The 13,202-nt window shown below is 71.1% G+C and carries 14 protein-coding genes; 3 read left to right on the forward strand and 11 right to left on the reverse strand.

Going from position 1 to position 13,202, the window contains the following annotated elements; translation table 11 throughout:
• Positions 1-4: 4 nt before the first annotated feature.
• The 5 genes from NG1_RS30825 to NG1_RS30845 form a co-directional block, all read right to left on the reverse strand.
• The gene (locus NG1_RS30825) at positions 5-805 is read right to left on the reverse strand and encodes a family 1 encapsulin nanocompartment shell protein (RefSeq protein WP_040869929.1); all 801 of its coding nucleotides are present in this window, start codon (positions 803-805) and stop codon (positions 5-7) included.
• Complete coding sequence (locus NG1_RS30830) at positions 802-1,854, reverse strand: Dyp-type peroxidase (protein WP_062976707.1); 1,053 nt, start codon at positions 1,852-1,854, stop codon at positions 802-804. Before NG1_RS30830 ends, NG1_RS30825 begins: the two co-directional genes overlap by 4 nt.
• Before the next feature lie 55 nt (positions 1,855-1,909).
• A complete protein-coding gene (locus NG1_RS30835) occupies positions 1,910-2,236 on the reverse strand; it encodes a cupin domain-containing protein (protein ID WP_062976709.1) in 327 nt (108 codons plus the stop codon).
• A 198-nt stretch (positions 2,237-2,434) separates the two neighbouring features.
• Positions 2,435-2,941 carry a dihydrofolate reductase gene (locus tag NG1_RS30840; protein WP_062976711.1) on the reverse strand — a complete coding sequence of 169 codons (507 nt, stop codon included), beginning with the start codon at positions 2,939-2,941 and terminating at the stop codon, positions 2,435-2,437.
• Complete coding sequence (locus tag NG1_RS30845; protein WP_062976734.1) at positions 2,938-3,765, reverse strand: thymidylate synthase; 828 nt, start codon at positions 3,763-3,765, stop codon at positions 2,938-2,940. Before NG1_RS30845 ends, NG1_RS30840 begins: the two co-directional genes overlap by 4 nt.
• A 108-nt stretch (positions 3,766-3,873) precedes the next feature.
• Here NG1_RS30845 and cobF point away from each other — a divergent pair, with 108 nt between their 5' ends.
• Together cobF and NG1_RS30855 are read left to right on the forward strand one after the other, a co-directional pair.
• Positions 3,874-4,617: a precorrin-6A synthase (deacetylating) gene (cobF, locus tag NG1_RS30850; RefSeq protein WP_062976713.1), complete on the forward strand. Its 744-nt coding sequence runs from the start codon at positions 3,874-3,876 to the stop codon at positions 4,615-4,617.
• 54 nt (positions 4,618-4,671) lie between these two features.
• Entirely contained in the window at positions 4,672-5,541 is an 870-nt protein-coding gene (locus NG1_RS30855; protein WP_062976715.1) for an Fpg/Nei family DNA glycosylase, read from the forward strand.
• A gap of 9 nt (positions 5,542-5,550) precedes the next feature.
• Here the strand turns inward: NG1_RS30855 and NG1_RS30860 are convergent, their stop codons facing one another.
• From NG1_RS30860 to pdxR, 4 genes are read right to left on the reverse strand one after another with little or no spacing between them, the layout of a single operon-like run.
• Positions 5,551-7,059 carry a carboxylesterase/lipase family protein gene (locus tag NG1_RS30860; RefSeq protein WP_062976717.1) on the reverse strand — a complete coding sequence of 503 codons (1,509 nt, stop codon included), beginning with the start codon at positions 7,057-7,059 and terminating at the stop codon, positions 5,551-5,553.
• Positions 7,060-7,072: 13 nt separating this feature from the next.
• Positions 7,073-8,509: a dihydrolipoyl dehydrogenase family protein gene (locus NG1_RS30865; RefSeq protein ID WP_062976719.1), complete on the reverse strand. Its 1,437-nt coding sequence runs from the start codon at positions 8,507-8,509 to the stop codon at positions 7,073-7,075.
• A gap of 8 nt (positions 8,510-8,517) precedes the next feature.
• Positions 8,518-8,763: a DUF2630 family protein gene (locus tag NG1_RS30870; protein WP_040870021.1), complete on the reverse strand. Its 246-nt coding sequence runs from the start codon at positions 8,761-8,763 to the stop codon at positions 8,518-8,520.
• A 10-nt stretch (positions 8,764-8,773) separates the two neighbouring features.
• Positions 8,774-10,144, reverse strand: coding sequence for a MocR-like pyridoxine biosynthesis transcription factor PdxR (gene pdxR / locus NG1_RS30875; RefSeq protein ID WP_062976721.1), 1,371 nt, complete (start codon positions 10,142-10,144; stop codon positions 8,774-8,776).
• Positions 10,145-10,226: 82 nt separating this feature from the next.
• Here pdxR and NG1_RS30880 point away from each other — a divergent pair, with 82 nt between their 5' ends.
• On the forward strand, positions 10,227-10,901 hold the full coding sequence (locus NG1_RS30880) for a pyridoxamine 5'-phosphate oxidase family protein (protein WP_062976723.1): 675 nt from the start codon (positions 10,227-10,229) through the stop codon (positions 10,899-10,901).
• An 84-nt stretch (positions 10,902-10,985) separates the two neighbouring features.
• Here the strand turns inward: NG1_RS30880 and NG1_RS30885 are convergent, their stop codons facing one another.
• Complete coding sequence (locus NG1_RS30885; RefSeq protein ID WP_062976725.1) at positions 10,986-11,759, reverse strand: MspA family porin; 774 nt, start codon at positions 11,757-11,759, stop codon at positions 10,986-10,988.
• Positions 11,760-12,143: 384 nt separating this feature from the next.
• Positions 12,144-13,202, reverse strand: a 1,059-nt coding sequence (locus NG1_RS37635; protein WP_084499324.1) for a hypothetical protein, incomplete at its 5' end; no start/stop codon positions are given.

The following is a 13,202-nucleotide window of genomic DNA, read 5'->3' on the forward strand; positions in this document are numbered from 1 at the left end:
GTGCTCAGACGGTGAGCGGGACCGCGGCCTCCGCGGTGTACACCAGGAACGTCAGGCTCTGCTGGAAGTACAGCTGGACCGAGGTGCTGTCGTGCGACAGGTAGCCGACGGACAGGTCCTGCCCGATGCGCAGATCGAAGTCGCCGCCACGGGTGGTGAGCACGATCGCGCCGTCGATGGCGGGCGCCCAGATGATCTCGCCTTCCGGGATCAGGCGCTCGATGTGCGTGCGGATCATGTGGCCGTGATCGGAGGTCTCGCTGACCGCCGTGAACAGGTCGGCGCTGAGCAGCACCGAGTACGGTCCGTCGACGCCCGCCAGCCGCAGCGCGCTCAACGCTTGCGCGATCGCCTCGGGGACCAGCCGGGTGTCGCCGGGCAGCGTGATCGGCTCGTTGGACGCACTCGCGCGGATGCCGGTGATGTGCGCGGCCGGATATCCCTCGAAGATCGCCCGGTCCTCGGCGAACGCGATCTTCTTCGCGGCGTCCTTCACCGGATCCAGGTCGGCGTCCTGGGCGCCGCGCTCCACGTTGTCGAGTTCCTCGCGGGAGAGCGTGAACGGCACGCGCAGTTCGACCAGCGGCGCGACCACCCGCTGACGGGCGAACACTCCGGAGCCGGGGGAGTCGATCGGTGTGGTGTGCCCGGTGCCCACCGCGGAGTAGTCGACGCCGTGCGGGCCGGAAAGGTCGACGACGCGCCGGCCCGCGATGTGCCGCTTGAAGGTACGCGTCGCCTCCTCCTCGATGGCCGCCCACGCCTCGGCGGTGATCGGCGCTAGTTCGCGATGGAGGTTGTTCATGACCGGGTGCTCCTTTTCAACGAGCCGATACCGAGGGCGCCGTCGCCCGAGGGCACGGCGGTGCCGGACAGTTCTGCCGAATCGGCGGTGTCCACCGGCACCGCGGCTTCCGCCGTCTCCCGTGGCGCCGGTGGCAGATCGTCGAGGAAATCGACGCTGGGTGCGAAGAACGAGGTGCCGGTGCGGGCGACGGAGAAATCCAGGATGCGGTCGTAGGCGGCCTCGCCGGTGCCGAGGAACATGCGGGTGAGCATGCGCTCGGTGACGCTCGGCGTGGCCGCGTACGCGATGTAGTAGGTGCCGAAGACCCCCTCCCGCACGCTGCCGAAGGGCATGTTGCCGCGCAGGATCTGGCGTTCGGTGCCGTCCGGATCGATCAGTGTGTTCATCTCGACGTGCGAGTCGGCCGGCTTGATCTCGTCGGGGAGTTCGAAGTCGTCCAGCTTGGTGCGGCCGATCACGCGCTCCTGCTCTTCGACCGACAGCGCGCGCCAGTCCGCCAGCGGGTGGGTGTACTTCTGCACGATCACGTAGCTGCCGCCGGCGAATCGCGGGTCCTCGTCGCCCACCAGCGCGGCCGCGGCGGCCGCTCGGCCCTCCGGGTTCTCGGTGCCGTCCACGAAACCGAGCAGGTCGCGCTGCTCGAAATAGCGGAAGCCGACGGTCTCGTCCACGATCGTGCCCGCGCCCGCCAGCCGGTCGCCGATGGCCATGGCCAGTTCGAAGCAGGCGTCCTGCACTTCGGACTTGATGTGGAACAGCAGGTCGCCCGGTGTCGCGGGCGCGGTGTGGCGTGCGCCGACGTAACCGGGGAACGGATGCAGCTCAGCGGGTTTCGGCCCGGCGAAGAGGCGGTCCCACGCGTCCGAGCCGATCGACGTGACGCAGGTCAGGTTCGCGCCCGGCAGGCGGAAGCCCACCGAGCGGCGCAGGCCGGTGATGTCGGCGAGCAGGTCGCGGACCGCCGCTTCGCCGCCCTCGTCGATCGTGGCGACCAGGAAGATCGCGGACGGCGTGAGCGGTTCGAGGATCGGCTGCGGCTCACCCATGATCGACACCCTAACGCCCGGCCGGTCCGGCCGCGGTGCGGACCCGCGCGGGTGGCTACATCGCTACGGTCAGCAGGAACGCGACGTCATCGATCGCCTTCACGCTGTGGCGCGCCTTGGGCACCACGATCAGATCGCCTTCCGAGCCTTTCCATTCGTTGGCGCCGCTGAGCAGAACCAGGGTGCCGCTGAGCACCAGCAAGGTGGCTTCGCCCGCATTGTCGTGCTCGGCTAAGCTGTGCCCGGCCTTCAGGCCGACCACCGTCTGGCGCAGCGAATGCGCATGGCCGCCATAGAGTGTCTGGGAACTGCGCCCGCTCGTGGCGATGGTCGCCAGCTTCAGTTGCTGGCGCGCTACCGCAGTCAGCGATTTCTTTTCCATGGACCGCCTTTCGCAGATCACCACAGCCGATGCCGGGCTGGTGGCAACGGCTCGAGGCGTTCGGCCGGACACGCGTCCGCCCGCCGCATATCGAGGAGTATGCCCGAGTCGGCCGCGGAGCGGGCCGGGTTTCACCGGCCCCGGTCCTGACGTCGGCGTTCAGGGCCGCACGCGGCGTGGCGCCCACCGGGTTCTCCGCTAGGCGGGCCGCTGCCGGGTGTAGTGCCGGATGCGGAAGCGCAGACCGGTGGCCGAGGTGCGCCAAGGCTCCGGAACGTCGGGCCGCCACTCCGGTCCGATCGACGGCGCGAAAGCGTCGCCCTCGACCACGGTGTCGATCTCGGTGACGCGCAGGTCGGTCGCGAACTCCAGCGCGGCGCGGTAGATCTCACCGCCGCCCGCGACCCACACCGCGTCCGGGGCGCAGGCGGCCAGCGCCTCGGGCACCGACGACATGCGCTCGGCGCCTTCGGCCGACCAGTCGGGCTGCCTGGTCACCACGATGTTGCGCCGACCGGCCAGCGGCCGGAACCGCGGCGGCAGCGAGTCCCAGGTCCGGCGGCCCATCACCACGGGATGACCCCAGGTCACGTCCTTGAAGTGCGCCATGTCCTCGGGCAGCCGCCAGGGAATGGTGTTGCGGAACCCGATCACCCCGTCCAGGGTCTGTGCCCAGATGAGCCCGATCGTGCGGCTTTCGCTCACACCGCCACCGGGGCCTTGATGGCCGGATGAGGGTCGTAGCCGACTACTTCCACGTCCTCGTAGCGGTAGTCGAACAGCGTCGGGGCGGGATGCAGCCGCAGCGTGGGGAACGGGCGTGGATCGCGGCCGAGCTGCTCGGTGACCTGGTCGAGGTGGTTGTCGTAGATGTGGCAGTCCCCGCCGGTCCAGATGAAGTCGCCGGGAGCCAGCTCGGTCTGCTGGGCGACCATGTGGGTCAGCAGCGCGTAGCTGGCGATGTTGAACGGCACGCCGAGGAACAGGTCGGCGCTGCGCTGGTAGAGCTGGCAGGACAGCTTGCCCTCGGCGACGTGGAACTGGAAGAACGCGTGGCAGGGCGCCAGCGCCATCTTGTCCAGGTCGGCGACGTTCCACGCCGAGACGATGATGCGCCGGGAATCCGGGTCGGTGCGCAGGGTTTGCAGCACCTGGGCGATCTGGTCGACGTGGGTGCCGTCGGGGGTCGGCCACGACCGCCACTGCACGCCGTAGACCGGGCCGAGCTCGCCGTCGGCGTCGGCCCATTCGTCCCAGATGGAGACGCCGTGGTCGCGCAGCCAGCCGACGTTGGAGTCGCCGCGCAGGAACCACAGCAACTCGTAGACGATCGACTTCAGATGCACCTTCTTCGTGGTGACCAGCGGGAAGCCCGCCGCGAGGTCGTAGCGCAACTGGTGGCCGAAGATGCTGCGCGTTCCGGTGCCGGTGCGGTCGGCCTTCTTCGAGCCGGACGCCAGCACCAGCCGCAGCAGGTCCTCGTACTGGGTGTCGGGGGCGGAAGCCGGATCGAGCGCGTCGTGAGCCACGTTCGGCAACTCTAGTCTTCGCCGTCGCGCGCGCGGCGAGCCGATCGGGCGCGTCCTCGGCCGCGCCTGGCGACCGGGGTCCTCCGCCCGCCTGGCAAGCTCGGGCCCATGCGCAAGCTCTACGTGATCGGCATCGGTGCCGGTGATCCCGACCAGGTCACCGTGCAGGCGATCAAGGCGATGCGGCAGGTCGAGACGTTCTTCGTGATCGGTAAGGGCGAGGCGAAGCGGGAACTGGTCGACGTGCGGACGGCGATCCTGGACGCGCACACCGACCGGACCTACCGGATCGTCCCGATCGCCGATCCGCCGCGCGACCGGACGCCCGCCGACTACCTGGACGTGGTCGACGACTGGCACGATCGCCGGTCGGCGCTGCTGGAATCGGCGTTCGCCGCGTCCGACGGCGTCGGCGGCATCCTGGTCTGGGGTGATCCCGCGCTCTACGACAGCACGCTGCGGATGGTCGAGCGGGTGCTCGCCCGCGGCGTGGTGCGCTTCGACTACGAGGTGATTCCCGGTATCACCAGCGCGCAGGCGCTGGCCGCGCGGCATCGCGTCGTGCTGCACGGCATCGGTGAACCGGTGCGCATCACCACGGGTCGCCGCCTGCGCGAGGAGGGCCTCGGCGCCGAGAACGCGCTGGTGATGCTGGACGGCGACTGCTCGTTCACCGCGATTCCGGACGCGGATGTGCACATCTGGTGGGGCGCCTACCTCGGTATGCCGGACGAGACCCTGATCGAGGGACCGCTGCCCGCGGTGCGGGACGAGATCGTCCGGCGCCGCGCCGAGCTGCGCGAGCGCAAGGGCTGGATCATGGACATCTACTTGCTGCGTCGCGGCGGGTGAGCTGCCCGCGCGAGAACCGGCGGATTGTCGGTGCGGCTCGGTAGTCTGGACCGCGTGCCAGAGCTACCGGAAGTGGAGGCGTTGGCTCAGTTCCTCCGGGAGCATGCGGTCGGCGCCGTAGTCGGCCGCGTCGACGTGGCCGCCCTCAGCGCCGTCAAGACGTTCGAGCCGCCGATCACCGCGCTGTCCGGTCGCGACGTCACCGGCGCGGGGCGCTGGGGCAAATTTCTCGGGATGGAGTGCGACGGGCTGTGGCTCGTCACCCACCTGTCGCGCGGTGGATGGCTGCGCTGGATCGACGAACCGAGCCCGACGCCGCCCAAGCCGGGCGGCAAGAGTCCGCTGGCGCTGCGGGTGCATTTCTTCACCCCCGAAGGAGCGACGCCCGCCTTCGACCTGACCGAAGCGGGCACGAAGAAGCGGCTCGCGGCGTACGTCGTGGCGGACCCGAAGGCGGTGCCCGGCATCGCCCGGCTCGGCCCCGACGCGCTGGAGGTGACCGAGGCCCAGTTCGCCGACATCCTGCACGGCACCTCGCAGCGGATCAAGACCGCGATCGTGGACCAGGCGCTGTTGGCCGGTGTCGGCAACGCCTACTCCGACGAGATCCTGCACGCCGCGCGGATATCGCCGTTCGCGAACACGAAGACCCTGCCCGCCGACAAGGTGGCCGAGCTCTACACCGCCATGCGCGCGGTGCTCACCGACGCGGTGCGGCGATCGGTCGGCCAGGACGCCGCCCGCCTCAAAGGCGAGAAGCGTTCCGGCATGCGCGTGCACGCCAGGACCGGGCAGCCGTGCCCGGTCTGCGGCGACACCGTCCGCGAGGTCTCCTACTCCGAGCGGTCCTTCCAGTACTGCCCCACCTGTCAGACCGGCGGCAAGATCCTCGCGGACCGGCGGATGTCGCGCCTGCTGAAGTAGTGGCCCGGCTCAGGTCAGCGTGGGGACCCGCACGCCCTGCCATGCGAGTCGTTTCGCCCGGTCCGGGTCGTGTTCCACACGCGTGGGGTAGTCGATGATCAACGTCGACCTGCGGGCCTCCGTGTACGCGGGCCAGGACGGCAGCGGAGCTCCGGTGCGGGCGAAAGCCAGCCAGTTGTCCTGGAACTGATGGGTGACCGCCCGCAGTCCGCGCCGCCCGCCCGCGGCGGTGAAGGCCCGGCCGACCGGAGTGTCGCCGATGCCGAAGACCGCGATGAGGTCGGTCGCGTGCGTGGCGCCGAGCCCGGCCAGGTGCAGGGCGCGCGGGGCGAAGTCGTAGCGGTAGGCATAGGTCGGCGCGTACCTGCTGTGCCCTTCCATGACGGTCAGCGAAGGACGCCAGAAGGTGTAGTCGCCGCCCGCCTGGATCGCGGCCTTCGGCTGGGGATAACCGGAATACGCCGCCGCGATCCGGGATTCGGCCTCGGCGTCGCGCCCGAGCGCGGTGCGCAGCCGCTCGGCGGTGGTGGGCAGTTCGTCGGCGAACCGGGCGAAGAGCGTGCCCTCGTCCCGGTTCGTGCCGATGATCAGCGGCACCTGGTGCGCGGAGCCCTCGGCGATCGCGTCGACCGGGGACAGGGGCAGGAACTCGCCGTCCACCACCGGACACACCGGAAATGCGCCCGGTTGTTCCCGCACCACCGCGCCGATGGTGCGATCGACGGCGCGGCGGATGTCGTTGGCACCTGCGGTGCGCAGCACGGTGTGCGCGGTGTCGGGCGTGGCGCCCAGCGCGGCGACACAGCGGCGCGCGAAGCCGCGGGACTCCTCGGGAGTGATCGCCCAGTCGGCGGGCGGGCTCTGCGAAATGGCCCGATGGAACAATCCCTTGGCCGCCGGGGTGGCCAGCAGACCGAGCACGGCGTGCGCGCCGGCCGATTCGCCGAAGATCGTCACGTTGCCGGGGTCGCCGCCGAAGGCCGCGATATTGGTGCGCACCCACTCCAGCGCGGCGAGCTGATCACGCAATCCGAGGTTCGAGTCGAAGGGATGCTCCGCGGTGCCGAATTCGCTGAAGTCGACATAGCCGAACGCGCCCAACCGGTAGTTCAGCGAGACCACTACCACGTCGCCGCGCAGCGCCAGCCGCGCGCCGGAATACAGCCCGAGCGCGGAGGTGCCGATGAGGTAGCCGCCGCCGTGGATGAAGACCAGCACCGGACGCGGGCCCGCCGCCCGCGTCGCGGGCGCGGTGACATTCAGTGTCAGCGCGTCCTCGCTGGTCACCTGGTAGGCGCGCGGCCCGATCCGCGCCCCGGAACGGTGCTGCATCGCCGCGGAGGTGAATTCCGTCGCCGCCCGGACGCCGGACCACGGTTCGACCGGCTGCGGAGCGCGAAATCGCAGGTCCCCGATCGGAGGAGCCGCGTAGGGAATGGACCGCCAGCGCAGTACGCGGCGGCCCCGGCGGCCGCGGACGATTCCGTCGGCGGTCGCGATATCCGTTGTTGCCACCATCTGCAAATGGTAGCTACGGGCGCCGCGCCTCCAACAGGCGCAGCCAGAACTCGCTCACCGCGGGGAAGGCAGGCACGGCGTGCCAGAGGGTGGACAGCGGCACCCGGCCGACCACCGCGATCGTCGCCGCGTGCAATTGTTCGCCCACCTCGGGGCCGACGAAGGTGGCCCCGAGCAGCGTGTCGGTGGCGCCGTCGATCACCAGCTTGGCGTGACCGGCGTAGTCGTCGCGCGACAGCGCCGATCCGGCCACCGCGATGTCCAGTTCGACGGTCTCGACCGCGTGCCCGGCGTCGCGGGCCGCGGCTTCGGTCAAGCCGACGGAGGCGACCTCCGGCGCGGTGAACACCACCTGCGGCACCTTGCCGTGATCGGAGCTCGCGACGAATCGCGGATCGTCCAGCGGTCTGCTCTCTGCCCGTGCGGCGATCACGTCGCCGCACACCCGGCCCTGGTATTTGCCCATATGCGTGAGCGCGGCACGGTGGTTGAGGTCGCCCACCACATACAGCCACTCGCCGTCGACCTCGCGGGCGGTGAGGTGGTCGTCCACCGCGACGTATCCATCGGGCAGCCCCACCGCGTCCAGGCCCAAGCCTTCGGTGGCGGGTGCGCGCCCGGCCGCCACCACGATCTCGTCCACCTCGAGCGCCGACTCGCCTTCGGGACCGCGCAACCGGACCGTGGCCGGACCGCCGTGGATCCACCCTTCACCGGTGTCCTTCGAGGCCGGGCGCTCGACGCCGGCGGGCTGGGTGCCGAACCGCACCCGCACCCCGGCGTCGGACAGCGCCCCCGCGACCAGATCGCGCGCGAACGGCTCGGCCGCGGCCAGCAGCGCCGAGCCGCGCACCAGCAGGGTGACCTCGGCGCCGAGCGCGGCCAGCCAGGTGGCCGCCTCCGCGGCCACCACGCCGCCGCCCACGACGGCGACCCGGCGCGGCACCTCGTGCAGGTTGGTGACGTCGCGGGAGGTCCACGGCAGCGCGGCGCGCAGGCCGGGCACGTCGGGCACGTTCGCGATGGTGCCGGTGGCCAGCACCACGGCATGCCGGGCGCGCAACTGCCGCCCGGCGACCTCGACCGTGCGCGCGCCGGTCAGGCGGCCGGTGCCGCGCACGACGTCGATGCGGTTGCTCCGCGCCCAGTCGACCTGGCTGGAATCGTCATGGTCGTGCACGAAGGCGTCGCGCCGCCGCAGCACCGCCTCGACGTCCAGGCCGGTGGCCGAGACGCCCGGCATCGCCCGCGCGGCCGCCAGGACATGACCCGGCCGCAACAGCGCTTTACTCGGAACGCAGGCCCAGTAGGAGCATTCGCCGCCGACGAGTTCCCGCTCCACGATGGCGGCCGTGCGGTCGCTGCCCGCGACGGCGTAGGCGGCGGCGTTCTCACCCGCGGGGCCGCCACCGATCACGATGACGTCGTAGTCGGTCGCTGTGCTCGACATCGCCGCGCCTACTGCAGGTAGCCCTCGACCTGCGAGACCGTATTCGGCCGGACCCCGTCGGGAGACTCGCCCTGCTCGATCCGCGCCCGGCGATGGCGGAGCAGGTCCCAGGCCTGATCGAGCATCACTTCGAGTTCGGCCAAGCGCTGGCGCTCGGTCTTCGGGTCCAATTCGCCGCGAGTGGCCTGCGAGCGCAGCTGGTGCTCCTGGTCGACCAGTTCCTTGATACGCCCCAAGACGTCCTGTTCGCTCATGCGGACCATGCTACGGCCGGGCGAGGCATTCCGCGGCGATCGGTGCGGCCGCGGTGAGCTGGGGCAAGGGCAGCGCCGTGTAACCGAGCGCGACGCCGAAGTGATCACGGCGGGCTCCGAGGTAATACCTGGACAGGCCGTCGAGCGCGACGCCACGCGCCTGCCCCGCGGCGATCACGCGGCGCTCGGCCTCGGCCGACTGCACCGGCACGACGACGTGCGAGCCCGCGTCGTCGCCGAGCACGCCGACGCCGCGGCGGCGCAACGCGGTCACCACCAGTGCCCGGCGCGGTGGCAGCGCGCGGCGCAGCCTGCGCAGGTGCCTGGCCAGATCGCCGTGCGCGGCGAAGGCGACCAGCACGCGCTGGCCCGCGGGGCTCGGACCGGTGCCGGTGCGCTCCCGGTGGGCGAGCACCGCTCCGGCGATCTCCGGAGTGGCGAGCAACCAGCCGACACCGAGGCTGGGGGACAGGATCTTGCTCATCGTACCCAGGTGGACGACCACGTCGGGAGCTATGGTGGCCAGCAGCGGCAGCGGCGCGGTGTCGTAACGCAATTCGCCGTCGTAGTCGTCTTCGATGACGAAGATCCCGGCCGCGCGCGCGTGCTCGACGAGCTCGACCCGCCGCGCCGCGGGCATCCGCGCACCGAGCGGAAATTGATGCGCCGGAGTGCAATACACCGCCTTGATCCGGGCGGGCAGCAGGTCGACGCGCAGGCCGTGCGCGTCCACGGGGACCGGGACGACCTCGAGGCCTGCCGCCGCGAAGGCCCCCGCGGCGCGCTGATAGCCCGGATCCTCCATGGCGACGGCATCGCCCGGCCGCAGCAGCGCCGCGGCCAATTCGCTCACGGCGGAGCTGGTCCCGGCGGTGGCGAGCAGCACGGTGTCGCTGCCGGCGCCGATCCCGCGGTGGCGCAGCAGATGCTCGGTGACCGCCGTGCGGAACTCCGGCTCGCCCGCGCGGTCCTTGCGCACGAGCGGGTCGTGATCCGCGGCGGCGCGCCAGGCCCGTCGCCACGCGGCCGGGTCGATCGCGTCGACGCACGGCGCTCCCGGGGCGAGATCGAACAGCCGCGGCGCGACGGCCGGGTCGTGGACGGAATCGGTGCGCGCGGGCGCGGCGGCCGGTGCGGTCGTCAGGTAGGTGCCGGAGCCGCGCCTGCCGCTGATCCAGCCTTCGGCGTGCAATTGGTCGTAGGCGGCGGCGACCACGGTCCGGCTGACGCCGAGCCGCCCGGCCAGCGCGCGGGTGGACGGCAGCCGATCGCCGCCGCGCAGCGGTCCGCCGGTCGCGGCGCGGCGCAGTTGTTCGGCGATCTGCACCGACAGCGGCTGCGCCTGGTCGCGGTCGAGATCGAGGGGAAGGTCCTCCAGCACCGTTCTGCTCCTCGAAGTGGACTGCTGAAAATCATTCGAAGTGGCACTTTCATGATGCCATTCGCGGCCCGATGCTGAGTCCATGACCGAAACAGCCGCCCCACGCACGCCGCTCTCGCCCACGCCGCGCAGCACGCCGACCCGGTTGACCGACCGCGCCAGGACCGATCGCGCCGACTTGGACGCGGTGCTCGACGCCGGGCTGATCTGCCACCTCGGCGTGCTGCTCGACGGCACGCCGGTCGTGCTGCCGACCGCCTACGGCCGCGACGGCGACACGCTCTATCTACACGGCTCGACCGGCGCGGGAAACATGCGCGCGGCCGTCGCCGCCGACATCTCGGTGGCGGTGACCCTGGTCGACGGCGTGGTCTACGCGCGTTCGGCTATGCATTTCTCGATGAACTACCGCTCCGCGGTCGTGCTCGGACGGGCTCGCGAGGTGACCGATCACGACGAGCGCCTGCACGGGCTGCGCGTGATCGTCGACCACGCGGCGCCCGGCGCGTGGTCTCGCGTGCGACCCCCGAGCAAGAAGGAACTCGCCGCCACGAAAGTGCTCGCCTTCGACCTCACCGAGGCCTCGGTGAAGGTCCGGAGCGGCGGCCCGAAGGACGACCCGTCGGACATCGACAACGGGGGCGTGTGGGCGGGTGTCCTCCCGCTGCGCCAGACCTGGGACACCCCGATCGACTCCACGGACCTGGACCCCGGCGTTCGGGTTCCCTCGGATGTCCTGGAGCGCGCGGCCGGCTGATCCGGCGCGTAGCTCGCACGGCCACTCACCTTTTGCATTCGGCTGGGGGCCGCGCGCTGCTGGACGCTCGGTGCGGTGCGCCGGTCAGAACCAGAACGCTGCGCCGTAACCCGTCGTTTGCGCCGAGGCCCTTTTCGAATCGGCCCGTACGGTGACAAACGGCATGGCCGAGGCCGGTGAAAGGCAGCCGCTGATATTCAACGGGGTATTGGTGTGTGCGAAGGTGTAAGGGAATTCGGAATCCCCGTCGATTTCGGCCGCGCCGATCACCGCCGCCGTGACCGAACCGGGGGCCAGATTCACCGCGAGTTCGACGGCGACTCCCGCCTCGATGTCGAAGCTGGGCTGGATGCCGACGGCGGCGCCGACGCTGACGCTCGGCGGCGCGGTCAGTTGCAGGGAGGGCATCATCATCTTCTGATCGGGCATCATGTTCATCTCCACGGAGGGCGCATCCCAGGTGAGGGAGCCCTCCAGGCCGAAGGAGGGCGCGATCCCGAAGTCGACACCGACGCTCGGCGAGATACCGATCGAGATGCCGTTGGAGATGTCGACCGCGCAGCCGACCAGATATCCGATGGCGATTTCCCCTTCGCGCAGCGCCGAAGGGCCGTCGAGAGATACCGAGAAGTCTCCTGACACCTTCACCGCGTGCACGAAGGGAACTGCCGGCGGGATATCACCGCCCGCGGGCACGACATTGTTGGCGTTCGCCGACGCGATCAGATGCAGGCCACCGGAATTGATCTCTCCTGGCGCGGCGCCCGCCACGGAATCGGAGACAGCGAAAGCGCCGGTGGCGGCCACAACCACCGCTACGATCGCGGCGAGAGTACGCGAATGCTTTCGGTTCATCATGCTCCAGTCGAGTATCGATGGAATCGGAACTTCATGCGCGAAAGGCCTGCACGGCAAATGGGTCGTCGCGGCCCCCAGTCGGCCTACGCCGCAGACTTTATCGGGCGGTGCGGCCGACGGCGGTGATCACACCGACACGGCGAGTCGGCCGACCCGACCGATCGCGGTCGTCGGCGGCATTCGCGCGAACCGTCGGTGACCGGCGAGCGAAACCATCCGATTTCATACCAGGTCGCCGAAACTCTCCGCTGTTCGCCGAAATATTGCGCGTGTCGTCGAATTCGCCGCGGAGACCCGCGAGCCGGGTGCGCCCGTGGAGATGCCTGCGGCTCGGCGGGCGCGCCCGTGCGGATGACCGCGGCTCGGCGCGTCAGCCCGCGGGAATCACCACGCGTCGGCGTGCAAGCCCGCGCAGTTCGCCGCGCGCAGCGCCAGCTCACGCAACGCGTCCGACGCGATCCGCGCCGGGTCCAGGCCGACCAGGCTCAGCACATAGTCGTCGCCGATTCGGCAGAGGTAGCCCGAGAGGCGGGTGCGGGGCAGTCGCGCGGCGGCCAGGCCGGGATGGATGGCGCGGGCAGCGACGCCGGTGCAGCGGTGCGGGCCGAGTCGGAGCAGCGAGGCGGGGAGCGTTCCGATGTTGGAGCACAGGATGTCCCGTTCGCCCGCGCCCTCGGACAGCGCGTAGGCCCAGCGGTCCGGAATCACCTGGAGGAGTTCTTCGGGCATGCCGCTCGGTGCGGACATGCGGTGCGCGTAGGCGGAACGGGCCAGTGCGCGGATCGTCGCCGGGGTGTCGGCGGGGGTGATCGCGATGCGCGTCATGGCGAGGTCGTTGTCGACCCGGGGTTCGTCGCGGGTGTCGACGGGCAGGCTGGCTTCGATCGTGTCGCCGGGAAATCCGCTGTCCCAGAGCACGGTCGCGACAAGGTGGATGAACAGGCTGTTCGCCGTGCCGCCGTCGCGCGCCGCCACGCGGTCCCACTCGGCGGCCGGGCATTGCAGGACCGCGCTGTGCGTCGCGTTGCCCGCCCGGCGCGGCGGCTCGTCCCGGCGCGGCACGGCGGGTCGCCGCGGTATCCCGTGCCGCAGCGCGGCCGCGGTGCCGCGCAGGACGATCGACCACTGGCGCCGGGCGTCGGCCCAATCCGATTCCCGCGCGGACAGATCCGCCGGACGCACCCGGGCGCCGCCCAGCGCGTCGTCCACCGCGAGCACCAGCGCGCGCCCGTCGGCCAGTGCGTGCGAACAGGTGAGGGAGACGACCGAACCGCCGTCGTCCAGCATCGCCGTCGACAGCAGCCACCCGGGACCGAATTCCGGATCGAGCCCGCCGCCCTGCGCGTCGGCCCAGTCGAACAGTCGCGCGACCGGGAGAACGTCCTCGGCGCGGTCGATCGGGTACGCGCGCACGTTCGGGCGCCAGGCCCGGCGCGCGCCCGG

The sequence above is a fragment of the Nocardia gamkensis NBRC 108242 genome (genome assembly GCF_001612985.1).
In the GTDB taxonomy this organism is placed as follows: Bacteria; Actinomycetota; Actinomycetes; order Mycobacteriales; family Mycobacteriaceae; genus Nocardia; species Nocardia gamkensis.